Origin of the sequence: Paractinoplanes pyxinae (assembly GCF_026626335.1) — a bacterium.
Lineage (GTDB): Bacteria > Actinomycetota > Actinomycetes > Mycobacteriales > Micromonosporaceae > Actinoplanes > Actinoplanes pyxinae.
In genome coordinates, this window is the sequence record NZ_JAPNTZ010000002.1 from 693,938 (window position 1) to 718,043 (window position 24,106).

The 24,106-nt window shown below is 70.4% G+C and carries 24 protein-coding genes; 11 read left to right on the plus strand and 13 right to left on the minus strand.

The features are described 5' to 3' along the window. The first annotated feature begins 318 nt into the window (after positions 1 to 318). From icmB to OWR29_RS07940, 4 genes are all read left to right on the plus strand, one after another. A complete protein-coding gene (icmB, locus tag OWR29_RS07925; RefSeq protein ID WP_267561855.1) occupies positions 319 to 723 on the plus strand; it encodes a coenzyme B12-dependent isobutyryl CoA mutase small subunit in 405 nt (134 codons plus the stop codon). 401 nt (positions 724 to 1,124) lie between these two features. Further along, positions 1,125 to 2,303 (plus strand): ADP-forming succinate--CoA ligase subunit beta, encoded by a 1,179-nt coding sequence (gene sucC / locus OWR29_RS07930; RefSeq protein WP_324291228.1) that lies wholly within the window; start codon positions 1,125 to 1,127, stop codon positions 2,301 to 2,303. 5 nt (positions 2,304 to 2,308) lie between these two features. Further along, positions 2,309 to 3,190 (plus strand): succinate--CoA ligase subunit alpha, encoded by an 882-nt coding sequence (sucD, locus tag OWR29_RS07935; protein ID WP_267561857.1) that lies wholly within the window; start codon positions 2,309 to 2,311, stop codon positions 3,188 to 3,190. Between the two features lie 110 nt (positions 3,191 to 3,300). Continuing rightward, positions 3,301 to 4,707: a cell division protein PerM gene (locus tag OWR29_RS07940; protein WP_267561858.1), complete on the plus strand. Its 1,407-nt coding sequence runs from the start codon at positions 3,301 to 3,303 to the stop codon at positions 4,705 to 4,707. Between the two features lie 106 nt (positions 4,708 to 4,813). On the opposite strand, the gene OWR29_RS07945 is transcribed toward OWR29_RS07940, so the two are convergent. Next, positions 4,814 to 5,161 carry a DUF4190 domain-containing protein gene (locus OWR29_RS07945; RefSeq protein ID WP_267561859.1) on the minus strand — a complete coding sequence of 116 codons (348 nt, stop codon included), beginning with the start codon at positions 5,159 to 5,161 and terminating at the stop codon, positions 4,814 to 4,816. Between the two features lie 146 nt (positions 5,162 to 5,307). Between OWR29_RS07945 and purN the strand changes: the two genes are divergently transcribed. The 4 genes from purN (at position 5,308) to mdh (ending at position 9,120) form a co-directional block, all read left to right on the plus strand. Next, positions 5,308 to 5,925 carry a phosphoribosylglycinamide formyltransferase gene (purN, locus tag OWR29_RS07950; protein WP_267561860.1) on the plus strand — a complete coding sequence of 206 codons (618 nt, stop codon included), beginning with the start codon at positions 5,308 to 5,310 and terminating at the stop codon, positions 5,923 to 5,925. Further along, the gene (purH, locus tag OWR29_RS07955) at positions 5,922 to 7,487 is read left to right on the plus strand and encodes a bifunctional phosphoribosylaminoimidazolecarboxamide formyltransferase/IMP cyclohydrolase (RefSeq protein WP_267561861.1); all 1,566 of its coding nucleotides are present in this window, start codon (positions 5,922 to 5,924) and stop codon (positions 7,485 to 7,487) included. Before purN ends, purH begins: the two co-directional genes overlap by 4 nt. After that, complete coding sequence (locus OWR29_RS07960; RefSeq protein ID WP_267561862.1) at positions 7,487 to 8,080, plus strand: pentapeptide repeat-containing protein; 594 nt, start codon at positions 7,487 to 7,489, stop codon at positions 8,078 to 8,080. The genes purH and OWR29_RS07960 overlap by 1 nt, the downstream gene beginning before the upstream one ends. A gap of 89 nt (positions 8,081 to 8,169) precedes the next feature. Further along, a complete protein-coding gene (mdh, locus tag OWR29_RS07965; RefSeq protein WP_267561863.1) occupies positions 8,170 to 9,120 on the plus strand; it encodes a malate dehydrogenase in 951 nt (316 codons plus the stop codon). Between the two features lie 118 nt (positions 9,121 to 9,238). Here the strand turns inward: mdh and OWR29_RS07970 are convergent, their stop codons facing one another. Then, a complete protein-coding gene (locus OWR29_RS07970) occupies positions 9,239 to 10,789 on the minus strand; it encodes a SpoIIE family protein phosphatase (protein ID WP_267561864.1) in 1,551 nt (516 codons plus the stop codon). A 76-nt stretch (positions 10,790 to 10,865) separates the two neighbouring features. After that, on the minus strand, positions 10,866 to 12,422 hold the full coding sequence (locus tag OWR29_RS07975; protein WP_267561865.1) for an alkaline phosphatase D family protein: 1,557 nt from the start codon (positions 12,420 to 12,422) through the stop codon (positions 10,866 to 10,868). A 161-nt stretch (positions 12,423 to 12,583) separates the two neighbouring features. Between OWR29_RS07975 and OWR29_RS07980 the strand changes: the two genes are divergently transcribed. Then, the gene (locus OWR29_RS07980; RefSeq protein ID WP_267561866.1) at positions 12,584 to 13,798 is read left to right on the plus strand and encodes an NADP-dependent isocitrate dehydrogenase; all 1,215 of its coding nucleotides are present in this window, start codon (positions 12,584 to 12,586) and stop codon (positions 13,796 to 13,798) included. A gap of 372 nt (positions 13,799 to 14,170) precedes the next feature. Here the strand turns inward: OWR29_RS07980 and galT are convergent, their stop codons facing one another. The 4 genes from galT to OWR29_RS08000 form a co-directional block, all read right to left on the minus strand. Then, the gene (gene galT / locus OWR29_RS07985) at positions 14,171 to 15,259 is read right to left on the minus strand and encodes a galactose-1-phosphate uridylyltransferase (protein ID WP_267561867.1); all 1,089 of its coding nucleotides are present in this window, start codon (positions 15,257 to 15,259) and stop codon (positions 14,171 to 14,173) included. Further along, positions 15,256 to 16,032, minus strand: a complete 777-nt coding sequence (locus OWR29_RS07990; protein WP_267561868.1) for a DeoR/GlpR family DNA-binding transcription regulator — start codon at positions 16,030 to 16,032, stop codon at positions 15,256 to 15,258. Before OWR29_RS07990 ends, galT begins: the two co-directional genes overlap by 4 nt. 93 nt (positions 16,033 to 16,125) lie before the next feature. After that, on the minus strand, positions 16,126 to 17,040 hold the full coding sequence (locus OWR29_RS07995; RefSeq protein WP_267561869.1) for a glycosyltransferase family 2 protein: 915 nt from the start codon (positions 17,038 to 17,040) through the stop codon (positions 16,126 to 16,128). After that, positions 17,040 to 17,969, minus strand: a complete 930-nt coding sequence (locus OWR29_RS08000) for a sulfotransferase (protein ID WP_267561870.1) — start codon at positions 17,967 to 17,969, stop codon at positions 17,040 to 17,042. The genes OWR29_RS07995 and OWR29_RS08000 overlap by 1 nt, the downstream gene beginning before the upstream one ends. Positions 17,970 to 18,032: 63 nt before the next feature. Between OWR29_RS08000 and OWR29_RS08005 the strand changes: the two genes are divergently transcribed. Beyond that, positions 18,033 to 18,845 (plus strand): WecB/TagA/CpsF family glycosyltransferase, encoded by an 813-nt coding sequence (locus OWR29_RS08005; RefSeq protein ID WP_267561871.1) that lies wholly within the window; start codon positions 18,033 to 18,035, stop codon positions 18,843 to 18,845. Here the strand turns inward: OWR29_RS08005 and OWR29_RS08010 are convergent. Further along, the gene (locus OWR29_RS08010; protein ID WP_267561872.1) at positions 18,830 to 19,102 is read right to left on the minus strand and encodes a Txe/YoeB family addiction module toxin; all 273 of its coding nucleotides are present in this window, start codon (positions 19,100 to 19,102) and stop codon (positions 18,830 to 18,832) included. The genes OWR29_RS08005 and OWR29_RS08010 overlap by 16 nt on opposite strands. Next, entirely contained in the window at positions 19,099 to 19,392 is a 294-nt protein-coding gene (locus OWR29_RS08015; RefSeq protein ID WP_267561873.1) for a type II toxin-antitoxin system Phd/YefM family antitoxin, read from the minus strand. Before OWR29_RS08015 ends, OWR29_RS08010 begins: the two co-directional genes overlap by 4 nt. Positions 19,393 to 19,486: 94 nt before the next feature. Here OWR29_RS08015 and OWR29_RS08020 point away from each other — a divergent pair, with 94 nt between their 5' ends. Beyond that, positions 19,487 to 19,852, plus strand: coding sequence for a VOC family protein (locus OWR29_RS08020; protein WP_267561874.1), 366 nt, complete (start codon positions 19,487 to 19,489; stop codon positions 19,850 to 19,852). Here the strand turns inward: OWR29_RS08020 and OWR29_RS08025 are convergent. The 4 genes from OWR29_RS08025 to OWR29_RS08040 are packed head-to-tail and all read right to left on the minus strand — an operon-like array spanning position 19,842 to position 23,953. Next, the gene (locus tag OWR29_RS08025; RefSeq protein WP_267561875.1) at positions 19,842 to 20,837 is read right to left on the minus strand and encodes a glycoside hydrolase family 26 protein; all 996 of its coding nucleotides are present in this window, start codon (positions 20,835 to 20,837) and stop codon (positions 19,842 to 19,844) included. The two genes, OWR29_RS08020 and OWR29_RS08025, sit on opposite strands and share 11 nt — an antisense overlap. Further along, the gene (locus OWR29_RS08030) at positions 20,830 to 21,564 is read right to left on the minus strand and encodes a class I SAM-dependent methyltransferase (RefSeq protein WP_267561876.1); all 735 of its coding nucleotides are present in this window, start codon (positions 21,562 to 21,564) and stop codon (positions 20,830 to 20,832) included. The genes OWR29_RS08025 and OWR29_RS08030 overlap by 8 nt, the downstream gene beginning before the upstream one ends. Then, entirely contained in the window at positions 21,561 to 23,090 is a 1,530-nt protein-coding gene (locus OWR29_RS08035) for a lipopolysaccharide biosynthesis protein (RefSeq protein ID WP_267561877.1), read from the minus strand. The genes OWR29_RS08030 and OWR29_RS08035 overlap by 4 nt, the downstream gene beginning before the upstream one ends. Further along, entirely contained in the window at positions 23,078 to 23,953 is an 876-nt protein-coding gene (locus OWR29_RS08040) for a sulfotransferase family protein (RefSeq protein ID WP_267561878.1), read from the minus strand. Before OWR29_RS08040 ends, OWR29_RS08035 begins: the two co-directional genes overlap by 13 nt. Between the last annotated feature and the right edge of the window lie 153 nt (positions 23,954 to 24,106).

Consider the following 24,106-nt stretch of genomic DNA (forward strand, 5'->3'; position numbering starts at 1 on the left):
GCGCCGTCAGATCAGTGTTAACCGGTTGACAGCCGGGAGCCACGGTAGCCAAACGTCTGCCGGGTCACAAGTCGAAGCGCCAAATCGCTGACAGTTCCTGGTCCGCATTGCTCAGTGAATGTCCGAATTAACGGCCTTTCTTGAAGAAACGTTCGCGCACGCGGAGTAATGGAGTAAAAAACAGAAAGTGAGGTGACGCAGAATACAGTTTCGGTCACCGCAGGTGATCACGGGTTCGGTGCGGCATCTGTTTCGCGGCGGCCCGGCAGGTTACCGTTCGTTCAGGTGACAACGCGGTCAGTGGCTCGGAGGGTCAGGATGCAAGCACGGATCAGGGTGGTCGTCGCGAAGCCGGGGCTGGACGGGCACGACCGCGGGGCCAAGGTGGTGGCCCGGGCGCTGCGCGACGCCGGCATGGAAGTGGTCTACACCGGCCTGCACCAGACGCCGGAGCAAATCGTCGAGACGGCCATCCAGGAGGATGCCAACGCGATCGGTTTGTCCGTTCTGTCCGGGGCACACATGACATTGTTCCGGCGTGTAGTTGAGCTGTTGGCAGAACGTGACGCTCGCGACATCGTCGTATTCGGGGGCGGCATCATCCCGGCCGACGACATCGCGGAATTGGAAAAGCTCGGGGTGTCCCGCATTTTCACTCCGGGCGCCACTACCGCGTCCATCATCGAATGGGTACGCGCCAATGTCTCATCGCCGGTGGTGTGACCTGCCGCTACGCGACAATTGAGGGCAAGGGGAGAGGCCGGACGCACCCCTCACACGTCCGGCCTCTCTATGCACGATGCCCCGCCGCCACCCCTCGACCGACAGGGCATCGGCCGCCTGCGCGCCGGTTCGCCTCAGCGTTCCGACATCACTCTCAACGACGCCTCGGGGACGGGGTTACGGCCCTTTCTTCCCGGTGGTCACACCAACCCCGGGTGTGCGGTCTTGCACACCGTGCACCCGCGCCTCCGAAGCGACCGCCCCGGTCGCTAGTCTGCGAATGATGGCCCGAAGGGCCGAAGACTCTTTACGCCGGCGACGCCGCTTGGCCGCCGCGCACACAGGTCGGGACGCAACGGTGCGGCTTGCCGGCGCTTGGCGTCGCGAGCGAAAGGAGACACGTGGACCTGTTCGAATACCAGGGGCGCGACCTCTTCGAACGGCACGGGCTGCCCGTGCTGGGCGGTGGCGTCGCCGAGACCCCGCAGGAGGCCCGGGCGATCGCCGAGCGGCTCGGCGGCAAGGTCGTCGTCAAGGCGCAGGTCAAGGTCGGCGGCCGCGGCAAGGCGGGCGGCGTCAAGCTGGCCGACGGGGCCGACGAGGCCGAGGCTCGGGCGACCGACATCCTGGGCATGGACATCAAGGGCCACACGGTGCACAAGGTGATGCTGGCCGAGACGGCCGACATCAAGGAGGAGTACTACTTCTCCTACCTGCTCGACCGGGCCAACCGCACCTTCCTCTGCATCGCCAGCGTGGCCGGCGGCATGGAGATCGAGACGGTCGCCGAGGAGCAGCCGGACCGGGTCGCCAAGATCGCTATCGACGCCGTCAAGGGTGTCGACGAGGCCAAGGCCCGCGAGATCGTGGCCGCGGCGCAGTACCCGGCCGAGGTGGCCGACCAGATCGTCGAGATCGCGGTCAAGCTCTGGCAGGCCTTCGTCGCCGAGGACGCCACCCTGGTCGAGGTCAACCCGCTGGCCAAGGTGGGCGACGGCCGGGTGCTCCTGCTCGACGCCAAGATCACCCTGGACGAGAACGCGGCCTTCCGGCACCCCGACCACGAGGCGCTGATCGACCAGTCCGCGGTCGACCCGCTGGAGCAGGCGGCCAAGGCCAAGAACCTCAACTACGTGAAGCTGGACGGCGAGGTCGGCATCATCGGCAACGGCGCCGGCCTGGTTATGTCCACTCTCGACGTGGTGGCGTACGCGGGTGAGCAGCACGGGAACGTCAAGCCGGCCAACTTCCTGGACATCGGCGGCGGCGCCAGCGCCCAGGTGATGGCCAACGGCCTCGAGATCGTGCTCGGCGACCCCGCCGTGAAGTCGGTCTTCGTCAACGTCTTCGGCGGCATCACCGCCTGCGACGAGGTCGCCAACGGCATCATCCAGGCCCTCGCCCTGCTCGGTGAGCGCGGCGAGACGGTGACCAAGCCGCTCGTGGTGCGCCTCGACGGCAACAACGCCGAGGCCGGCCGGGCCATCCTCGACGGCGCGAACAACCCGCTGGTCGAGCGAGTAGACACGATGGATGGAGCGGCCGCACGCGCCGCCGAGCTCGCGTTTGCGGGGAAGTGACTGTCATGGCGATTTGGCTCACCAAGGACTCCAAGGTCATCGTCCAGGGCATGACCGGCTCCGAAGGCTCCAAGCACACCCGGCGCATGCTGGCCGCGGGCACCAACGTGGTCGGCGGCGTGAACCCGCGCAAGGCCGGCACGACCGTCGACTTCGACGGCACCGAGCTCCCGGTCTTCGCGAGCGTCGGCGAGGCCATGAAAGAGACCGGCGCCGACGTGTCGGTCATCTTCGTGCCGCCGGCGTTCACCAAGGCCGCCGTGATCGAGGCCATCGACGCCGAGATCCCGCTGGCCGTGGTCATCACCGAGGGTGTGCCGGTGCAGGACTCGGCCAACTTCTGGGCCTACAACGTCGACCGTGGTCAGAAGACCCGGATCATCGGCCCGAACTGCCCGGGCATCGCCTCGCCGGGCGCCAGCAACGCCGGCATCATCCCGGCCGACATCACCCCGGGCGGGCGCATCGGCCTGGTCAGCAAGAGCGGCACGCTGACCTACCAGCTGATGTACGAGCTGCGCGACTTCGGTTTCTCGACCGCGGTCGGCATCGGCGGCGACCCGATCATCGGCACCACGCACATCGACGCGCTGAAGGCGTTCCAGGACGACCCCGACACCGACGCGATCGTGATGATCGGTGAGATCGGCGGCGACGCCGAGGAGCGGGCGGCCGAGTTCATCAAGGCCAACGTCACCAAGCCGGTGGTCGGCTACATCGCCGGCTTCACCGCCCCGCCCGGCAAGACCATGGGCCACGCCGGCGCGATCATCTCGGGTTCCGCGGGCACCGCGGACGCCAAGAAGGCCGCGCTCGAGGCCGCGGGCGTCAAGGTCGGCAAGACGCCGAGCGAGACCGCCCGGCTCATGCGCGAGGTCATGAGCTGACCACGCCACAGCCGCCGGCGCGCCGTCGTCCGGGTCCCCGCGACCCGTTCGGCGGCGCGCCGCTGTTTTTGCCATGCCGTACCGGCTCCGGCGTGGAAAAGTAGTCGCCGATGTCCAGCACTCCCGAGCGTCCCGGCGACTCGGACGACCCCGTGGTCGCCGAGCCGGATCAGGTCGCCCGCGACACCGAGGCGATCGATGTCGTGAACTCGACCGGCGCCGTGCCCCGGGACACGGAAGCTGTCGAGCGGGAACAGCGCACCGTCCTGGTCGACGACAAGGTGCTGGCCAACCGCGAGACGGTGCGGCTGCCCGCCCAGCGCCGCCCGCCGCCGGGCCCGCGCAGCCGCGCCCCGCTGCCGGTGGCGGCGGCCTTCGCCACGCTCTGGGCCGCCCTGCTGTCGTACCTTCCGGTCGCCGCCGTCATCGGGCTCGCCCGTACGCTGGAGGGCAGCGGCGGCCTGGCCGGCGCCGCGCACGCCGGGCTGGCCGGCTGGATGCTCGGGCACGGCGTGCCCATCGGCACCTCGATCGGCGCCCTCGGGCTGGCCCCGCTGCTGCTCAGCATGCTGGTCGTCTGGCGGCTCAACCGGGCCGGCCTGCACGTCACCCGGGCCGTGGGCGCCCGCCGCACCGGTTCCACCGTGCGTGCCCTGTCGGTGGCCTTCGCCATCGCGCTGTCGTATTCGCTGCTGGGCTCGGTCCTCGCGCTCGTCGTCGACGGCAAGGGCACCGAGGTCACGCCGGGCCGGGCCGCGCTCAACTTCTTTCTGATCGGCCTGGCCGGGGCGCTGGCGGGTTCGCTGCGCGGCACCGACGCGCTGCGCGTATGGGCCGGCCGGCTGCCCGCTGTGCTGCGGCACGGCGTACGCACCGGGGTCATCGCCGCCCTGCTGGTGCTCGCGGCCGGCGCGGCGGTCACCGGGCTCTCGGTGGCGCTGGGCGGCGGCCAGGCGGCCGACATGATCTCGGCGTACCGCACCGGAGTGGCCGGGCAGGCCGGCATCACGCTGGTCAGCCTCGCGTACGGGGTGAACGGCTCGGTCTGGGCGGCGGCCTACCTGCTGGGCCCGGGCTTCGCGCTCGGCACCGGCTCGATCGTGCGGCTCACCGAGGTGACCGTCGGCCCGCTGCCCACCCTGCCGCTGCTGGCCGGTCTGCCCAACGGGCCGATGGGCGCGGGCGGCACCCTGCTGCTGGCCCTGCCCGTGCTGGCCGGCATGGCCGCGGGCTGGCTGTTCACGCTGCGCCTGATCCGTGAGGCCAAGCAAGCCGACGGCGGATCGAAAGAGGTCGCCTGGTCGCTGGTGATCGGCGGCGGCCTGATCGCCGGCCCGGTGGCCGGGCTGCTGCTGGGCCTGGCGGCCAAGTTCTCCGGCGGTTCGCTGGGCGACGGCCGGTTGGCGACGATCGGCCCCGACCCGTGGGCGGTGGGCCTGCTGGCGGCGGTGGTGCTGGCCGTAGCCGCGGCCCTCGGCGCAACAGCGGCGCGAATGATCCGTACGCCCAAAGCCTGAAGCCCGGGCGCAACAGCGGCCCGGATGATCCGTACGCCCAGGGCATGAAGAACCAGGGCATGAAGAAGGGGACGCCCGAAGCGGGCGTCCCCTCGAATCACCGGGCTCAGTTACCCGAGTTGTTGGTGATGTCTTCCCAGTTGATGTTCTGCCCGGCGGTGATCGCCCAGATCAGCAGCGCGATGCCCAGCACGGCGCCGACGGCCCCGGTGATCAGGCCGGCCATCGCCTGGCTGCGGTTGGTGGCCCGGCCGGCGTTGGCCTTCTGCAGGCCCAGGTAGCTGACGACCGCGGCCGCGATGCCGAGCGGGATGCCGAGGTAGAAGCAGCAGACCAGCGGGATCGACACGATGCCGAGGATCATGCCGACGAGGCCCTGGGTGTTCTGCGGGGCGGCCGGCACGCCACCCGGCTCGCCGCCCGGCGGACCGTAGTAAGGGGGTGGGGTAGTCACGGGCTCCTCCAGTTACCTATCGCTTTTCAGCAGTGAGCAAATCGAATTTCTCAGGGTCCGGCAGCGTATCTGATGATCAGCTGTTTCGCCTGCCTGCGAAGTGCCCCGTTGTCGGTCGCCGGCGGCCGCGGCGATAGGGTGCTCGGGTGACCGACCCCGCGCCAGCCCGCCTGGTCGTCCTCGTCTCCGGTTCGGGCAGCAACCTGCAGGCCCTGCTCGACGCCTCCGCCGACCCCGCCTACGGCGCCCAGGTGGTGGCCGTGGGGGCCGACCGTGACGGCATCGCCGGTCTCGACCGCGCGGCCGCCGCCGGTGTGCCGACGTTCGTCGATTCGGTGAAGGCGTACGAGACCCGTGAGGACTGGGACGCCGCCCTCGCCGCCCACGTGGCCGAGTTCAAGCCCGACCTGGTCGTCTCGGCCGGCTTCCTCAAGCTGGTCGGCCCGCACTTCCTGGCCGCGTTCGGCGACCGCTACATCAACACGCACAACGCGTTGCTGCCGGCCTTCCCCGGCATCCACGGCCCGCGCGACGCGCTCGCCTACGGTGTCAAGATCGCCGGGGCGACCCTCTTCTTCGTCGACGCCGGCGTCGACACCGGACCGATCATCGCCCAGGTCGCTGTGCCCGTGCTCGACGACGACACGGAAGACACGCTGACCGAGCGGATCAAGGTGGCCGAGCGGGCCCAGCTGGTCGAGTTCGTCGGCCGCCTGGTGCGCGAGGGCTGGACCATCGAGAACAGGAAGGTACGCATTCCATGACCTCCGACGAGGGCCGTCGCCCGATCAAGCGGGCACTGCTGAGCGTGTACGACAAGACCGGCCTCGTCGAGCTGGCCCAGGCGCTGGCCGCGGCCGGCGTCGAGATCGTCTCCACCGGCTCGACCGCCTCCACCGTCGAGGCCGCGGGCGTGCCGGTGACCCGGGTCGAGCAGCTCACCGGCTTCCCCGAGTCGCTCGACGGCCGGGTCAAGACGCTGCACCCGCGGGTGCACGCCGGCCTGCTGGCCGACCTGCGGCTCGAATCGCACGAGGCCCAGCTGGCCGAGCTCGACGTCCAGCCGTTCGACCTGCTGGTCAGCAACCTCTACCCGTTCACCGAGACGGTGGCGTCGGGCGCGAGCGTCGACGAGTGCGTCGAGCAGATCGACATCGGCGGGCCGGCCATGGTGCGGTCGGCGGCCAAGAACCACCCCTCGGTCGCCGTGGTGACCACCGTCGAGGCGTACGGGCTGATTCTCGACGCCGTCAAGAACGGCGGTTTCACGCTCACCCAGCGCAAGGCGCTCGCGGCCCGGGCCTTCGCCGACATCGCCGAGTACGACGTGGCCGTGGCCAACTGGACGGCGACGACATTGGCCGAGGAATCGGACTGGCCCGCGTTCACCGGCCTCGCGCTGACGAGGAAGAACACCCTCCGGTACGGCGAGAACCCGCACCAGCAGGCCGCGCTCTACCTCGACCCGAACGCGCCGGTCGGGCTGGCCCAGGCCGAGCTCGTGCACGGCGGCGAGCTGTCGTTCAACAACTACGTCGACGCCGACGCGGCCTGGCGCAGCGCCAACGACTTCGACCAGCCCTGCGTCGCGATCATCAAGCACGCCAACCCGTGCGGCATCGCGGTCGGGGCCGACGTGGCCGAGGCGCACCGCAAGGCCAACGACTGCGACCCGGTCTCCGCGTTCGGCGGCGTCATCGCCGTCAACCGCGAGGTCACCGAGGCGATGGCCAAGCAGCTCGACGGCATCTTCACCGAGGTCATCGTCGCCCCCTCGTACGAGCCGGGCGCGCTCGAGATCTTCCGGCAGAAGAAGAAGCTGCGCGTGCTGGCCGCCCCGGCCTGGAACCCGGCGCCGGCCGAGATGAAGCAGATCGGCGGCGGCGTGCTGGTGCAGACGGCCGACCGCATCGACGCCCCCGGCGACGACCCGGCCAGCTGGACGCTGGCCACCGGCGAACCGGCCACCGCCGACGAGCTGGCCGACCTGGCCTTCGCCTGGCGGGCCATCCGCAGCGTCAAGAGCAACGCGATCCTGCTGGCCTCGGGCGGCGCCACCGTCGGCGTCGGCATGGGCCAGGTCAACCGGGTCGACTCGGCTCACCTGGCAGTCAACCGGGCCGGCGCCGAGCGGGCCAAGGGCAGCGTGGCCGCGTCCGACGCGTTCTTCCCGTTCCCCGACGGGCTCGAGGTGCTGATCGCGGCCGGCGTCAAGGCGGTCGTGCAGCCGGGCGGCTCGATCCGCGACGAAAAGGTGATCGAGGCCGCCGCGAAGGCCGGCATGACCGTCTACCTGACCGGCACCCGGCACTTCTACCACGGCTGATGACCGACCTCGTCCAGGACGAGACCTTCCGCGCCCGGGACTGGGCGCTGGAGGAGGTTGTCGGCGTCCGCTACGAGGACTGCGCGTTCCACGACGTCGACTGGTCGGAGGCGCGGCTGACCGGCTGCGTCTTCACCAACTGCACGTTCGGCAACGTGCGGTTCAACGCGGCCACGCTGGAGCGGGTGGCCATCATGCAGTCGACCGTGCAGCGCAGCTCGTTCTTCGACGCCACGCTGAGCGACTGCAAGCTGACCGGCACGCAGTTCATCGACTGCGGGCTGCGGCCGATCACCGTTGAGGGTGGTGACTGGGGTTTCGTCTCGCTGCGCGGGCAGAACCTGACCGGCGCCCGGCTCGGCGGCCTACGGCTGCGCGAAGCGGACCTGCTGGGCGCCGACCTGAGCCGGGCCGACCTGCGCGGGGCCGACCTGTCCAACGCCCGGCTGACCGACGTGACGCTCAAAGGGGCCGACCTGCGTGGCGCCGACCTCGACGGGGTCGAGCTTCGCGGCGTCGACCTCACGGGAGCCACGATCGACATGGACCAAGCGGTCCGGTTCGCCACCGCTTACGGTGCGACAGTGGCTTAACTCGCGTTGAGGCGACCGGCCGGTAATACCCCGTTAACCGACTGATAGCGTCCGGAAAAACGCGCCGGAGACTGGGAGTGGATGGAGCTATGGGCAAGAAGGTAACCGTCGTAGGTGCCGGTTTCTACGGCTCGACGACCGCGCAGCGCCTGGCCGAGTACGACATCTTCGAGACCGTCGTGCTGACCGACATCATCGACGGCAAGCCGGCCGGTCTCGCCCTCGACATGAACCAGTCCCGGCCGATCGAGGGCTTCGAGACCAAGGTCGTCGGCGTCACCACCGGCCCCAACGGCGAGGGCTACGAGGCCATCGAGGGCTCCGACGTGGTCGTCGTGACCGCCGGCCTGCCCCGCAAGCCCGGCATGAGCCGCATGGACCTGCTCGAGGTCAACGCCAAGATCGTGCGTCAGGTGGCCGAGAACATCGCCAAATACGCGCCCAACGCCGTCGTGATCGTGGTGTCGAACCCGGTCGACGAGATGACCGCCCTGGCCCAGCTGGCCACCCAGTTCCCCAAGAACCGGGTGTTCGGCCAGGCCGGCGTGCTCGACACCGCGCGCTTCACCAACTCGATCGCCGAGACGCTGGCCGTGCCGGTCAAGAGCGTCAAGGCGCTGACCCTGGGCTCGCACGGCGACACCATGGTGCCGGTCCCGTCCCGCTGCACGGTCGACGGCAAGCCGCTGTCCGACCTGCTGCCGGCCGACAAGATCGAAGAGCTCGTGGTGCGTACGCGCAATGGCGGCGCCGAGGTGGTCGCCCTGCTCAAGACGGGTTCGGCCTACTACGCCCCGTCGGCCGCGGCCGCCCGCATGGCCAAGGCCGTGGTCGAGGACTCGGGCGAGGTCCTGCCCGTCTGCGCCTGGGTCGACGGCGAGTACGGCATCTCCGGCGTCTACCTGGGTGTCGAGGCCCAGATCGGCGCCAAGGGCATCAAGAAGGTCGTCGAGGACAAGCTGACCGACACCGAGGTGGCCGGGCTCAAGGAGGCCGCCGAGGCCGTCCGGGCCAAGCAGGCGGACGTCGCCAACCTCTGATCAGCAAAATCGCGAGAAGGGCCGGGCCGTCGTTGGTTCCGGCCCTTTCTCGTACGAGGCGTAGGCGCGCGACAACTGCATGAGCGCCTACGCGCCTCCCGGGTGATTCCGCTTGCGCTTATGAGATCGCAAGGGCGGGCGTGGCCACGATCAGCAGCGCGACGTCGTCCTCGCCCGAGGCGGCCGTGGCCAGCAGGGCGTCGGCCAGCGCCTCCGGCTCGTCACCGGCGTGGGCGGCCAGCGTCTCGTGCAGCCGGGCCATCCCCTCGTCGATGGGGGCGGTCCGCGTCTCGATCAGCCCGTCGGTGTGCAGCACGAGCGTGCTGCCCGCGGGCAGGTGGCGCGTCTGATTGCGGCGTGAGACCCAGCGTGCGGCCCCCAGCAGCGGGTCACGGCCGCCCAGCACCTCGATCTCGCCCCCGGTGAGCAGGGACGGCGGCGGGTGGCCGGCGTTGGACCAGGTCAGCGTGTGCCCGCCGGTCGGCGCGGGGTCGAGGTAGGCCAGCAGTGCGGTCGCGATGCCGTCCAGGCCGAGCGCGCGCCCGGTGTGTTCGAGGCGGCGCAGCAGCGCCGACGGCGGCTCGTGGCGGTCGATCAGCAGTGTGCGCAGCATGCCGCGGTACTCGCTCATCTTGGCCGCGGCGTCGATGCTGTGGCCGGCCACGTCCCCGATGACGACGGCGAGCCGGCCGCCGCCGAGGCTGATCGCGTCGTACCAGTCGCCGCCCACGTGATCCTCGTGGTGGGCGGGCCGGTAGCGCGCCGCCATCTTCAGGTGCTCGTGGCGGGGCAGGGGCGTCAGCAGGGCTTTCTGCATGGTCGCGGCGGCGGTACGACGGTCCTCGAGCAGCCGGATGCGGGTCACCGTCTGGGCCACGTAACCCGCGAGCGTGGCCAGCGCGGCCTGTTCCTCCTCGTCGGCGTGGTGCGGCCGCTTCCAGGCGAGGGTGAGCGTGCCGATCGGCCCGTCGCGTCCCGGCAGGGGCAGACTCAGCGACTCCTCGGTCGCCGGGCCGGCCTCGCCGAGCGGGGTGATGCTGACGTCGGCCGGTTCGGGCGGCCCGGTGAACAGCTCGCGCACGGTGGCCACCACCTCGTCGAGCGTGGTGGTGGCGGCCAGCGCCGAGCTGGCGGTGAGCAGCAGCCGGCCCCGGTCGAGGGCAACCTCGGCCCGGTAGTTCGAGATGCGCAGCCGCAGGCTGTCCGAGCAGCTGGCGGCCAGTTCGGTGAGCAGACCCAGCTCGGCCGCGGTCCAGACGCGCGGCTCGGTGTCGATCGCGCACAGCGACCCCAGCACCTCGCCGTTGGCGTCGGTCAGCGGCATCCCGGCGTAGCCGACCACGCCCAGGTCGTCGATGGCCAGGTTGTCGCGCACCCGCGGGTCGAGGCGGGCGTCGGTGACGATCAGCGGCTCACCCGAGACGACCACGTGCTGGCAGAAGGAGTGCGAGAGCGGGGTCTGCCGCGCGGCCTGCCACGGTTCGCCCAGACCGCAGGCGCCCGGGAAGTACTGCCGGTCGGCGCCGACCAGGGTGACCAGGGCCACCGGCACCCGCAGCACGACGCGGACCATCTCGGCGAACCGGTCGAAGGCCGGGTCGGCCACCGCGTCGAGCCGGGTGCGCAGGAGGGAATCGAGCCGGGTGGGACTGGAAAGAGATCGGCTCACGGGCCTCCTTGTCGCGTCCACGGCCTTCGAAATAGTGACACGGCCGTGGACGCGCGGACAGGGGCCGATCGGGCCGCTAGCTGGTGGCCGTGGACACGTCGGCGATCCCCGGCCGGCCCGCCTCGACGACGAAACGGGCCTCGGTGCGCACCGTGGCGGCCGGGGCCAGGACGGTGTCGACCAGGCGCAGGCTGCTCACCATCTCCGTACGGGAAAGGTCGCAGACCACATAGCCGCGCTGGTTGTCGATGTAACGCCAGTGCGGGCTCTCGGCCATGATCGGGTCGTAGGTGGCGTGGAAGGTGGCCGGGTTGGCGTTGCCGCCCGAGGTGATCGAGGTGCCGGTGATCTCGGCCCCGACGACCGGGGTGGACGGGTCGTCGAAGTCCGGCCGCAGGTCGCTCACCCAGGTGCAGTGCCGGTCGCCGGTCAGCACGACCGGGTTGTCGACGCTCTTGAAGTGGTTGAGCAGGCGCGTCCGCTGGGCGCGGTAGCCGTCCCAGTTGTCGAAGTCGAAGGTCTGGGTGGGCCCGGCGGTCCGGTCGTTCTGCGCCCACATCACCTGGTTGGCCAGCAGGTTCCACCGGCTGCCGGAGCGGCGCAGCCCGTCGACCAGCCACTTCTCCTGCTCGGCGCCGGTCATGGTCAGCTCCGGGCTCTGCGCCTCGGCCAGGGTGGCCGGCTGGTCGCTGCGGTACTGCCGGGTGTCCAAGACGTGCACGCTGGCCAGCGAGCCGTAGCGGAACCGGCGGTAGAGCTGCATGTCGAGGCCGCGGGGCAGCGAGGACCGGCGCAGCGGCATGTGCTCGTAGTAGGCCTGGAAGGCCGCGATCCGCCGGGCTCGGAAAGCTTCCGGGGTCTGGAGCTGGGGATCCTGCGGGATCTCGTCGGCCCAGTTGTTGTCGACCTCGTGGTCGTCGAACGTGACGATCCACGGGAACGCGGCGTGCGCGGACTGCAGGTCGGGGTCGGTCTTGTACTGCGCGTGCCGGTTGCGGTACTGCGCGAGCGTGTACGGCTCGTCGGTGCCCTCGTGCTGCCGGGCCGCCGCGGCGTTGCGCGGGCCCTCGTAGATGTAGTCGCCGAGGAACGCCACGAAGGCCAGGTCCTCGGCCGCCAGGTGCTGGTAGGCGGTGTAGAACCCGGCCTGGTAGTCCTGGCAGCTGGCGAACGCGAACCGCAGGTCCCGCGGCTGGGCGGTGGCGGCCGGCGCGGTGCGGGTGCGACCGATGGGGGAGAGCTGGCCGGCGATGCGGAAGCGGTAGAAGTAGACGGTGTCCGGGCGCAGGCCCCGCACGTCCACGTGCACCGAGTGGCCCAGTTCCGGTCGGGCCAGGGCCTTCCCGGTACGGCGACGACGGGTGAACCGCTCGTTCTCGGCGATCTCCCATTCGACGGTCACGGCGCGGTCCGGCATCCCGCCGCCGTTCACCGGATCCGGGGCGAGCCGGGTCCAGAGAACCACCGAGCCGGGCAGGGGGTCGCCGGAGGCCACGCCGAGCCGGAAGACGTCGGCCGGGACGGGCGCGTTGGTCTGCGCGTATCCCGCTTCGGGTCGCAGCAGCATCGGGGCCGCCGCCGCGGAAGCGGCGCCGGCCAGGAACGAGCGTCGGCTGATCGAAGACAGTGACATTTCTCGATGCCATCGGGTTTCGGTCACACGGCGCCGACAAGCGGCCAAACTGGTGTTGGCGATCCGGACAACAGCGAGCCGGGGTCGCCGGGCGAACGTGACGAGTCCTGCAGTACGCTCGTACTGCTAAGCATGGTTTTCGGGAGAGGAGCGCCGGCCGCATGGCGAAAATCAAGGTCACAAACCCGGTCGTGGAGCTCGACGGCGACGAGATGACCCGGATCATCTGGAAGCAGATCCGGGAGCAGCTGATCCTGCCCTACCTGGACGTCACGCTCGAGTACTACGACCTGTCGATCCAGTACCGCGACGAGACCGACGACCAGGTGACGATCGACGCGGCCAACGCCATCAAGCAGCACGGCGTCGGCGTCAAGTGCGCGACGATCACGCCGGACGAGGCCCGCGTCGAAGAGTTCGGCCTCAAGAAGATGTGGCGGTCGCCCAACGGCACCATCCGCAACATCCTGGGCGGCGTCGTCTTCCGCGAGCCGATCATCATGCAGAACGTGCCGCGGCTCGTCCCCGGCTGGACCAAGCCGATCATCATCGGCCGCCACGCCCACGGCGACCAGTACAAGGCCACCGACTTCGTCGCGCCCAGCGCCGGCAAGTTCACGATGACCTTCACGCCCGAGGACGGGTCGGCGCCGATCGAGTTCCACGTGGCCGACTTCCCGGCCGGCGGCGTCGGCATGGGCATGTACAACTACGACAACTCGATCCGCGACTTCGCGCGCGCGTCGTTCCGGTACGGCCTGGCCCGCAACTACCCGGTCTACCTGTCGACCAAGAACACGATCCTCAAGGCGTACGACGGCCGCTTCAAGGACCTGTTCGCCGAGGTCTTCGAGTCCGAGTTCGCCGACCAGTTCAAGGCGGCCGGCCTCACCTACGAGCACCGCCTGATCGACGACATGGTCGCGGCCGCGATGAAGTGGGAGGGCGGCTACGTCTGGGCCTGCAAGAACTACGACGGTGACGTGCAGTCCGACACCGTGGCCCAGGGCTTCGGCTCGCTCGGCCTGATGACCTCGGTGCTGATGACGCCGGACGGCAAGACCGTCGAGGCCGAGGCCGCGCACGGCACGGTCACCCGGCACTACCGCCAGTGGCAGAAGGGCGAGAAGACGTCGACCAACCCGATCGCGTCGATCTTCGCCTGGACCGGCGGCCTCAAGCACCGCGGCATCCTCGACGGCACCCCCGCGGTGACCGAGTTCGCCGAGACGCTCGAGAAGGTCTGCGTCGAGACGGTCGAGGGCGGCCAGATGACCAAGGACCTCGCGCTGCTCATCTCGCGCGACGCCCCGTGGCTGTCGACCGACGAGTTCATGAACGCGCTCGACGAGAACCTGGCCCGCAAGCTCGCCTGACGCTCGCGAAAGGCCGCCGGTCCCGTTGGGGCCGGCGGCTTTTTCATGCGTGAAAACGCATGTTTGATTCCGTAACCACGGGGTAGCAGCGTCGTTTCTAACAGCGAACGGACGACGGCAGCGACGCCGAGGAAGTCGCCCATCGGTCCGGCCGCCTTGTCCCGGGCGCCGACCGATTCCTCGCGACCAGCCGTCCCTTCCCTGCGGGGGGCTCTGTCCCGGGCCCCCCGCGCTCTACCTATGGCCTCGCCTCCGCTCGGCGGCATTGCGCCCCGAGAGGTCGGCGCCGAGGGCGCCAAAAATGACATCGGCTGCGCCTCGCCATCTTCGGAGCCCTCGACACCGACGGGCGCAACGCGCCTGTGACCGCGGTTAATTCGCTTCGCGCAGCAGCTGGGCGGCTTTTTCGGGGACGATGTCGTTGACGAAGAAGCCCATCGCGGACTCGGAGCCGGCCAGGTACTTCAGCTTGTCGGCCGCGCGGCGGATGCTGAACAACTGCAAGTGCAGGTAGCCCAGATCGCGCCCCTCGCCCACGACGGCCTGATGCCAGGCCGAGATGTAGGGCATCGGCCGGCCGAATAAACCGTCGAAGCGGCGCAGCAGGTCCAGGTAGAGCGGCCCGAACGCGTCCCGCTCGGCGTCCGAGAGGGCGGGCAGGTCGGGCACCTTGCGGTGCGGGGCCAGATGCACCTCGAACGGCCAGCGGGCGGCGGCCGGCACGTACGCCGTCCAGTGCTCGTTCGAGCCAATCACCCGGGCGCCGTCGGCCCGTTCGGCGGCCAGCACGTCGGTGTAGAGGTCCCCGCCCGTACTTTGCTTGTGCTTCGCCGCGGCGGCCAGCATGAGCTTCGTGCGCGGCGGCACGGTCGGGAAGGCGTAGATCTGGCCGTGCGGGTGCTGCAGGGTCACGCCGATCTCGACGCCCCGGTTCTCGAACGGGAACACCTGCTCGACGCCGGGTAGGCCGGACATCTCGGCGGTGCGGTCGGCGAGCGCGTCGACGACGGTGCGCACCCGGGACGGCGGGAGGTTGACGAAGGCGCTGTTGTGGTCGCTGGTGAAGCACACGACCTCACACCGGCCGATTCCCGCCCGTACCGGAACCAGGTTTGTGACTTCGGTGATCTCGCCGGCCAGGACGCGGTCGCTGAAGGACGGGAATTGGTTCTCGAACACGACGACGTCGTAGTCGGGGGCCGGGATCTCACTGGCGAACGACGGCTTGCTCGGGCAGAGCGGGCACGCATCCGGCGGGGGCATGAACGTGCGGGTCTGGCGGTGCGCGGCGACGGCCACCCACTCGTCGATCAGCGGGTCGTAGCGCAGCTGCGAGGTCGGCGGCGGAGGCGGCAGCTGCCGGGTGTCCGGAAAGTCCGCCCAGTCGTTCGCCCCCTCGTTGAAATAGATCAGCTCACGCCCGTCGGACAGGCGGATCGCCGCCCGGCTCTTGAACGTCATTGCGCGGTCACCACGACCAGATCTCGAACCGTCTCGGACAGCAGCGCACGAGCCGGCTCGTCCAGTCCGTCGTCGGTGATGAGGACGTCCGCCCGCTCGAGCGGGACGATCGACGAGATGCCGACCGTGCCCCACTTGGTGTGGTCGGCCAGCACGACGAGGCGTTCGGCCGCCTCGACGAGGGCGCGGTTGACGTCGGCCTCCATCAGGTTGGGCGTCGTGTAGCCGGCCCGTTCGCTCATGCCGTGCACGCCGAGGAAGAGCATGTCGAGGTGCAGGGCGCCGATCGCGGCCACCGCCACCGGTCCGACGAGCGCGTCCGACGGCGTACGCGTGCCGCCCGTCAGCACCACTGTCTGATCAGGACGGCCGGCGCGGTAGAAGATGTCGGCGACCGGGATCGAGTTGGTGACCACGGTCAGCGAGGGAACGTCGACCAGGCGCTGGGCCAGCCCGGCGGTGGTGGTGCCGGCCGAGAGCGCGATGGCGTCGCCGGGGGAGACGAGGGCGGCCGCGCGCATGGCCATGGCCGCCTTCTCGCCGCGCTGGCGCACGCTCTTGGCGGCGAAGCCGGGCTCGTGGGCCGAGCCCGGGCTCACCGTGGTGGCGCCGCCGTGTACCTTCGCCAGCAGGCCCCGGTCGGCCAGGGACTCGAGGTCGCGGCGGATGGTCATGTCGGAGACGCCGTATTCCGTGGCGAGCTCGCTCACCCGGACGCCGCCGGCGGCCCGGACTCGGTCAAGTATCGCGGCCTGCCGCTGCTGCGCGAGCATCAGCGGACCGCCGCCGGGAACCGCACTAATTCGAACACGCCCGAACACTACCTTGTGAGTGGGCGTGACCGAAAGAGTGAAGTGACCTACCTTCTAGATCCCGCGTCCTCGCTTGTGGAGCGCGGAGAGAACGTTCTCAACCTTCACTGCTCCGGTCATCGCCGCAAGAGCGATCGCCGTGCGAGGTTCCTTCCAATTGGCCCGTACGGCTTCCTTGCTGAACTGCCAGGCCTGACTGCGGTTGCCGGTGGCGGCCGACCAGCACGCGAGCTGCCCGTAGACCCGGGCCGCACCGGGCTTGCAGCCGCTGATCTCGGGGTGCCGCTGCATCATCCAGCGCAGTGAGCTGATCTTGGTGGCGTACTCGTACGCGTAATGCGAGGTGCGCCCCCACAGCACGCGCACGAGCGGCTCGTCCAGATGCACGATGGGCGCCCGCCGGGCGGCCCGCAGCAGCAGGTCCCAGTCCTCGTTCTGGCTGCCCGGGGCGTCCTCGGCGACCAGGCCGATGGCGTCGTCGGCCAGCGCCGCCCGGCGGATCAGGAACGACGACGAGTGCAGCATGGCCATCCGGGAGCGGGCCAGCTCGTCGATGGTGACGCGGGGGCGGCCGGCCAGCCGGGGCGTGCACTTGCCGTCGTACTCGACCTCGATCGCGCACGTGGCGAACTCGGCGTCGGGCTCGGCCATCAGCGCCGCCACCTGCCGGCGCAGCTTGTCCGGCTGCCACTGGTCGTCGTCGTCGCAGAACGCCACGAACTCGGTGTCCAGGGCCAGGATGCCGGTGTTGCGGGCGCCGGCCAGGCCCGAGGTGCGCCAGTTGGTCAGCACCAGCACCTGCACGCCCTCGGTGGCGGCGAGCAGATAGTCGGGCTCGGTCTGGTCATAGACGACCAGCACCTTGATCTCGCCCGGGTAGCGCTGGTCGCGGACCGCGCCGATCGCCTTGCGGACCAGTTCGGGCCGGTTGCGGGTGGGGATGATGACGCCGACGGAGGGCCAGTTCATCAAGACTCCTCTACTGAGAGCGGGTATCCGTAGGCCCGCAGCATGGGAGCGCAGACCGTTCCGACCAGTCGTCTCTGGTTGCGCGGCAGCGAGTGCCGCCAGGCGTCGTCGGTGCGCAGCGGCAGCCGGCCGACGGTGAAGCGCATCGGGTTGCCGGCCGCGCTGTGCCCGACCTTGAGGTCGGCGTAGCCGTCGCCCAGGAAACCCAGGTCCTCGGGCATGAGCCGCAGCCCGGCGAAGTCGCCGATCGAGAGCAGAGCCGAGCGCGGGTCGTTCAGGAACTCCTCGTAGCGCAGCCGGTGCACGGCCACGCCCCGCTTGGCCAGCAGCCCGAAGGCGGCGTTGTGAGCGTTCCACAACAGGGCCGAGCGCCCGGGCGAATAGCGGGTCATCTGGTCGGCGCCGTCGGTCTCGGGCCGGGCCACCGTCTTGGTCCACGAGTACGCCACCCCGCGCGCATCACGGACCACGTGCACCACGCGCAGGTCGATGTCAGGTGCCCAGCGCAGCACGTGGGCCAGCGCCGAGTGCTTGGACGAGTCGACCACCACCCGGGCCCCGGACACCTCGGCCGCGGCGGCGTAGACCCGTGAGTAGAAGTGCGCGTACTCGTGCACCTCGTCGGGCGCCTCGACGGCGGTGGCCAGCCGGGGGATGTGCCGGGTGCGCTCGACGAGGCCGCGCAGCTCGTGCACCCGGTCGATGTCGACGTTCTGCCAGCCGCCGAACGCGTACTGCCCGACCCGGTGCCAGAACAGGCAGGCCGAGAAGCGGGCGCCGCAGCCGCAGCGCTCGTCGTCGCGGATGTCGCGCTGCCACAGGTGGACCACCTCGCCGAGTGCGCACACCCCGGGCAGCTCGCCTAGCAGGCGTTCGACGAGCGTTGTGCCGCTTCGTCCTAATCCACCCAGAAATAGCACTCGTGCCACTTTGGCCCACCTTCGCTCGTTTCGCTCGTATAACGAGGCAACAACAGTGAAGGAGGCGTCGAAGTGCCAGTCGAGGCATTCGACCGGGTGCAGCTGGACGGCACCGGCATCGACCGGATCACCGAGGCCGAGGTCGTGGCGGTCGTCCGGGAAGCGCTCAGGCAGGGCCGGGGCGGGCGCATCCTCACCCCGAACATCGACATCCTGCGCCGGGCCCAGCGCGACGACGAGTGCCGCCGCCACCTGGCCGACGCCGACCTGATCGTGGCCGACGGCATGCCGCTGGTGTGGGCGAGCAAGCTGAGCGGGTCGCCGCTGCCCGAGCGGGTGGCCGGCAGCAGCCTGATCCACTCGCTCTCGGCCGGCCTGGGCCTGGACGGCCGCTCGATCTTCGTGCTGGGCGGCGCCCCGGCCACCGACGACTCCACACCGGACGGCGCCGCCCGCGCCGCCGCCAAGCTGCTCGCCGACTGCCCCGGCCTGCGCCTGGCCGGCACGACGTGCCCCCCGTTCGGCTTCGACGAGGACCCCATGACGTACGCCGACGTCTGCGCCAAGGTAGCCGACGCCCGCCCCGACCTGGTCTTCGTGGGCCTGGGCTACCCCAAGCAGGAACGCGTGATCACGCGCCTGCGGGCCGACCTGCCGCAGGCCTGGTTCCTGGGCTGCGGCGCCGCCGTCAACTTCGTGGCCGGCGACATCGAACGGGCCCCCCGCTGGATGCAACGCACCGGCCTCGAGTGGGCCCACCGCCTGGGCACCGAGCCCCGCCGCCTGGCGAGCCGCTACCTACGCCACGATGCCCCGTACGCCCTGCGTCTGCTGGCCCAGGCCCCCGCCCAGCGAGCGAAAATCCGTACCTATTTGCCGGAGTAGTGCCCATGGCAGGCGGCGATCTCCATGTCGTCGCCTCGGATGCGACAGATGAGACGGTGTTCATCGTTGATCCGGCGAGAACACCAGCCTGACAGTGGCCCCTTCAGTAGTTCGGGCTTGCCGATGCCGGTGCCTTCCGGGTCGCGTTGAACATCGTGGATGAGCCTGCTGATGCGGCGGGCCATCTTCAGATCGTGCCGAAGCCAGGCGTCGTACTCCTGCCATGCATTCGGCGTGAAGACGATGCGCAGGCTCACGCGGCGGCGTCCTTCGGCTCCGGAGGAGCCGGGGCCTCGGGGGTGGCGAGCGGCCGCTCCTCCAGCAGGCCGGCGTCCGCTTGCGCGATGCTTTCGAGGAGGCGGCGCGCGTCGGCCGGTGAGCCCATGACGTGCAGGGTTTCTTTCATCGCGTTCCATTCGTCGAGCGAGACGATGACGACGGCTTTGCCTCCGCCGCGGGGAATGACGCACTCCTCGGCGTCGTCGATGACGGCATCAACTACGGCCGCGAAGTTCTTGCGGACGTCAGAGATGGTCAAGACCTTCATGACACGCTCCTGAGCTGTACGTTCGGAAGTACGATCCCGCGTACATGTTAACCCTGGATGGAAAACCGTACGACTGTACGGTTTAATGGGCGGCATGTTCGAGCGTCTGCATCACGTTCAGGTGTTGTGCCCGCCGGGTGGGGAAGAGGCGGCTCGCGCGTTCTACGGCGGGGTGCTGGGAATGGCCGAGCTGGAGAAGCCGCCCGTCCTCGCGGCTCGGGGTGGGTGCTGGTTCCGGGGCGGGGGCTGGGAGGTGCACGTCAGCCCGGTCGAGGGGTTCACGCCGCAGACCCGGGCTCACCCCGGCGTACTGGTGAAGGGTCTTGACCTGTTGGCCGCGCAATTGGAAACCGCCGGTCGCCCGGTTCAATGGGATACCCATTTTCCGGGCCACCGGCGGTTCTATTCGCAGGACGATCACGGCAATCGGCTGGAGTTCCTGGAAGCGGTCAGGGATTGAAGTACGGGTCCCGGACCATCGACTCCAGCTCCTTGAAGGCCGGCGGATCACCGGTCAGCTGGAACTGCTTCTTCGGGCCGTTGCCCTCGGGGTTCGACTCGAAGTAGGCGATCGCCTTGATCTGCGGGTTGACCTTGAACGTGCGCCGCGCGTCCTTCATCCAGGCCGCGCGCCCGGCCGAACCCCACGCCTTGGCCACCCCGAACTCGCCGATGACGATCGGCTTGGGGCGTTGGGCGGCCCACGTCAGGAACGGGCCCATCAGGTCGCCGATCGGTTCGAAGCGTTCGCCGGCGTAGACGTCCACGCATGTCCAGTCGACCTGGTCGTCGCCCGGATAGAAGGCCGGCGCGTCGCCGCGGATGAACCCCTCGGCCGTCGGGCACCACACCCACGAGACGTTCTTCGCCCTTTCCTCGCGGAAGATTTCCCGTACGTATTTCCAGGCCGCGATGTAGTCGGCGCCCGACCACATGGTCGCCCGCAGGTTGGGCCGGTCCATTTCCCACCGCATGCGCAGCAGCACCGGCACCTTGAGCTTGCGGACGGCCTTGGCCTGCTTGCGGATCAGGTCGTCGTGCTCACCGTCCAGGATGGACCGGTTGTCGCCGGTGGCCCAGCTGACCATCAGCGTGGACCCGCGGGCCAGGAACTCCTTGTCCGACGGGGTGCCCACCATCTGCTCGAAGCGGCGGTACGTGTTCACGATCTTCAGCGGCCGTCCGAGATCACTCTGCAGGCTGTCGACGGCGGCCAGCCGGCCCACGTGGGTCAGCGCGTCCGGCTTGATCCAGGCCCCGAACAGCGCCCCGCGCTGAGGCGCGGCCACCGGCCCGCTTTGAAACGGCCCCTTGTTCACCGCCACCGCTCCCGGCGCGCTGGTCAGGTCGGGCGCGGGCGGCTGGGGCGGCTGCTCGTCCTTTTTGCCGAACGAGCACCCGGCGAGCAGCATCGCAAAAGCGAGGATGAAGGCGACCCTACGCATGGACGCGCCGCGCGGTGTAGAGGACGTTGACGGCGTACGCGTCGCTGCCCGGCAGCCGGCGCACGGCGGCGTCGGCGGCCCGCGCGACCGGGTTGCTGTGCAGCGAGGGCGTGATCATCGAGAAGCCGCGGCGCTCGACGATCACGAAGCCGTGCCGGTCGAGCAGGGTCGCCACCTCTTCGTGGGAGAGTTCGGCGAACCAGCGCTCGTTCTTGTGCTTGCGGGCCCGCAGGTGCCGCACCGAGCCGGCGTTGCCGTGGTTCTCGACGACCAGGATGCCGGAGTCGGCGGTGGGCAGCGCGCGGGCGGCGAAGGCCAGTGCCCGGTCGCGGACGGTGTCGTCCACATTGAGCAGCAGGCGGAACATCGTCACGATGGCCGGGAAGCCGGCCGGCTCGGGGTGCGGCACCGGCCCGTCCTCGGCCACCTGGTGCCAGGTGGCCCGCGATCCGACCTCGGCCGCCTTGGCCATCATCTCGGCCGACGTGTCGTAGCCGTGCGCCTCGCGGACCAGGCCGTGCAGCGTGCGGATGGCCCGGCCGGTGCCGCAGGCGAAGTCGTGCTGCACCGGGGCCAGCGGGCCGAACTCGCGCCGGACCAGGGTGCGCAGGTAGTCCTGCTGGCGTTCGTTGATCTGCGAGGCGTAGCTGTCCGGGGCGTACGTGATGTTCTCGTACTTCTCGACGGCCTCGTTGTCCTGGAACACCTTGGTGTAGTCGGTGGTCAACTCGTCCTCCTCTTCGGTTTGAACGCGCTCAGTGCGAGCGGGGAGCGCAACAGCCAGGCGCCGGCCACGAACGCGGGCACGGCGGCGAGCGCGGCGAAAGTCCGGTTGGTCGGGGCGGCGACGGCCCACGGGAGCACGCCGAAACAGGCGATCGAGAGCAGCGCGGCGGCCCGTGTGCCGGGCCCGAACGGGTGCAGCCCGGCCGACCGCCCGACCTGGATCAGCGGCAGCAGATTGTTCACGACCATCGAGCAGGCCAGCCCGATCGCCGCGCCCAGGGCCCCGTACCGCGGAATGAGCAGCAGGTCGAGCACGACGGTCACGGCCAGCGCGATCAGCACGTTCACCAGGTTCCAGCTGGTGCGCCCGGCCATCGCCAGCACCATGTCGACCATGCCGCAGCCGGTGGCGACCAGCATCGCGGCGGCCAGCACGGCCACCACCGGAACGCCCTCGGCCGCGTACCGGTCGCCGAACAGGCGCAGCCACACCGGCGCGAAGAAGATCACCAGCAGGGTGACCGGCCAGGTCACGAGCACGAGCCAGCCGGTCGCCGTCTGGTAGAGGTGGTTGGCCGTGCGCCGGTCGCCGACTGCCAGAGCCTCGGCCAGCCGGGGCTGCACCGACTGCGAGATGCCCTGGTTGGCGAACTGGATGAGGATGACGAACCGGCCCGCCACGGCGTAGACGGCGGCCGGCACCAGCCCGCCGAACGCGGCCACGAGCAGCACGTCGATCCGTTGCAGGGCGAGCTGGGCCACGCTGGCCAGCGCGCGCGGCCCGGTGAACCGCCAGAACTCGCGCCGCAGGTCGCGGCGTTCGGCCCGGTGCGTTCTCACCCCGGGCGGCTTGGTCGCGCGATAGACCTTGCGCAGCGCGTACGCCGAGAGCACCGTCACCGGCAGGTAGGGCGCCGCCCAGGCCAGCGCGAAGCCGGGCAGCGAGCCCGCCGTCCACAGTGTCATCACGCCGGCCGCGCCCACCAGCAGCAGCTGCAGCCCGCTGCGCAGGAACCGCTCGAGCACCACCGTCGGGCGCATCGCCCGATAGCCGCGGGTGGCCGTGAGCAGCGCGTCGGTCATCGCCTGCAGCGGCAGGAAGGCGGCCAGCACCCGCAGGCCGGCGGTGTGCGCGTCGACCACGTGGGCCGCCTCGCGCGCGGTGACGTGGGCGATCGCCGGCGCGGCCAGCCACATCACTCCGGCCAGCACGATCGACAACACGATGACCGGGCCCAGCCCGGCCCGCAGGCAGGCGCCGAGCAGATGTTCCCGGCCGGTGGCGCGCAACCGGGCCGGCCAGTAGACCAGTCCGGTCTGGGTGCCCAGCTTGGCCAGCCCGCCGGCCAGCACGAAAGCCGCGGTGGCGGCGAAGAAGGCGCCCGCCTGCTCGGCCCCCAGCGACCGGGCCACCACCCAGGTGACCACCACGCCGGCGCCGCCGGCCAGCGCCGAGCCGGCCATGTTGGCCAGCCCGCCCCGGGCCGCGCCGCGGGTGCCCGTAACGGGTTTCTCTAGGACCGCCATACCGGCATGCGTCCCAGCCAGCGTGACAGGGCCTCGTCGTGGGGCAGGTAGTAGTCGGTGAGCTCGCGGCGCAGGTCGGGGTCCATGTCGCTCTGCCGGGGGCGGGCGTTGTGCCGCTCGAAGGCCGGCCGCTCCAGATAGCTGGGCAGGCCGAGGAATTCGCACACCTCGTCGTAGACCGGTTCGGGGTCGGCGAAGAACCGCTCGCTCTCCACCACGTGGATGCGTTCCCGGCCGACGTGCTGGGCCATCACGCTCAGGTAGCGGGCGTACTCGCCGCGCGAGCGGTAGGCGTGGTGCTGATGGCTGAAGCTGTAGTACTCCGGGTCCTCGGCCAGCTTCTCCTCCTGCTTGTGCAGGCGGGCCGGCTCGAGCGCCAGCGCGGCCCCGAAGTCGCGTTCGGTCTCGAAGCCCCGCGCGATCTCGTGGTGGTGCTGCGAGTAGGCCCGCTCGACCGGGTCGCGCACGAGCACGAGCAGCTTGGCCTGCGGCAGGTCGCGGGCGATCCGGGCCGCCGCCTGCGGGTGGTACATGTAGTACGGGCTCGACTCGAAGGTCTGCGGGGTCACCCCGTACCGCTCGCCGATCTTCTCGGCGCTGCGGGTCAGCGGGAAGTGGCCCTTGTACCAGGCCATCCCGCGCTGGTACGACGTGTCGAAGTAGTGCACGCCCTTGTGCAGCACGGCCTTGAGCACCACCGGGTGGCCGGCCAGCGCGCGGTAGAGCGACGTCGTGCCGCAGCGCTGCCCGCCGCAGATCAGGAACGAGGGCGTCATCCGGCCCGGTGCGGTCAGCCGGCCGTAGGAGCGGGATCCCAGGTGCACGACGCGTTTCATCGGCGCCGGCAGATTGCGTACGTCCATGGTCGGTCTCCTCACAGCTCCTCGACCCGCCGGATCAGCACCGGCAGCAGCCAGGTGCCGAGCACACCGAGGCGGGCGCCCCCCCCCCCCCCGCGGGCGGGGCGGGGTCCGGGGGGGAGGACGACCCGGCAGAGGAGGGCGGTGACCCCGCCG

What these genes read in the sequence shown, in the direction of transcription:
- OWR29_RS08040 (WP_267561878.1), bottom strand. Translation starts at nt 23,953, where the DNA reads ATGGACGTACGCAATCTGCCGGCGCCGATGAAACGCGTCGTGCACCTG.
- OWR29_RS07990 (WP_267561868.1), bottom strand. Translation starts at nt 16,032, where the DNA reads ATGCTCGCGCAGCAGCGGCAGGCCGCGATACTTGACCGAGTCCGGGCC.
- OWR29_RS07975 (WP_267561865.1), bottom strand. Translation starts at nt 12,422, where the DNA reads ATGTCACTGTCTTCGATCAGCCGACGCTCGTTCCTGGCCGGCGCCGCT.
- OWR29_RS08025 (WP_267561875.1), bottom strand. Translation starts at nt 20,837, where the DNA reads ATGCGTAGGGTCGCCTTCATCCTCGCTTTTGCGATGCTGCTCGCCGGG.
- sucD (WP_267561857.1), top strand. Translation starts at nt 2,309, where the DNA reads ATGGCGATTTGGCTCACCAAGGACTCCAAGGTCATCGTCCAGGGCATG.
- OWR29_RS08020 (WP_267561874.1), top strand. Translation starts at nt 19,487, where the DNA reads ATGTTCGAGCGTCTGCATCACGTTCAGGTGTTGTGCCCGCCGGGTGGG.
- OWR29_RS08035 (WP_267561877.1), bottom strand. Translation starts at nt 23,090, where the DNA reads ATGGCGGTCCTAGAGAAACCCGTTACGGGCACCCGCGGCGCGGCCCGG.
- OWR29_RS07940 (WP_267561858.1), top strand. Translation starts at nt 3,301, where the DNA reads ATGTCCAGCACTCCCGAGCGTCCCGGCGACTCGGACGACCCCGTGGTC.
- OWR29_RS07980 (WP_267561866.1), top strand. Translation starts at nt 12,584, where the DNA reads ATGGCGAAAATCAAGGTCACAAACCCGGTCGTGGAGCTCGACGGCGAC.
- mdh (WP_267561863.1), top strand. Translation starts at nt 8,170, where the DNA reads ATGGGCAAGAAGGTAACCGTCGTAGGTGCCGGTTTCTACGGCTCGACG.
- OWR29_RS07960 (WP_267561862.1), top strand. Translation starts at nt 7,487, where the DNA reads ATGACCGACCTCGTCCAGGACGAGACCTTCCGCGCCCGGGACTGGGCG.
- icmB (WP_267561855.1), top strand. Translation starts at nt 319, where the DNA reads ATGCAAGCACGGATCAGGGTGGTCGTCGCGAAGCCGGGGCTGGACGGG.
- purH (WP_267561861.1), top strand. Translation starts at nt 5,922, where the DNA reads ATGACCTCCGACGAGGGCCGTCGCCCGATCAAGCGGGCACTGCTGAGC.
- OWR29_RS08015 (WP_267561873.1), bottom strand. Translation starts at nt 19,392, where the DNA reads ATGAAGGTCTTGACCATCTCTGACGTCCGCAAGAACTTCGCGGCCGTA.
- galT (WP_267561867.1), bottom strand. Translation starts at nt 15,259, where the DNA reads ATGACGTTCAAGAGCCGGGCGGCGATCCGCCTGTCCGACGGGCGTGAG.
- OWR29_RS07995 (WP_267561869.1), bottom strand. Translation starts at nt 17,040, where the DNA reads ATGAACTGGCCCTCCGTCGGCGTCATCATCCCCACCCGCAACCGGCCC.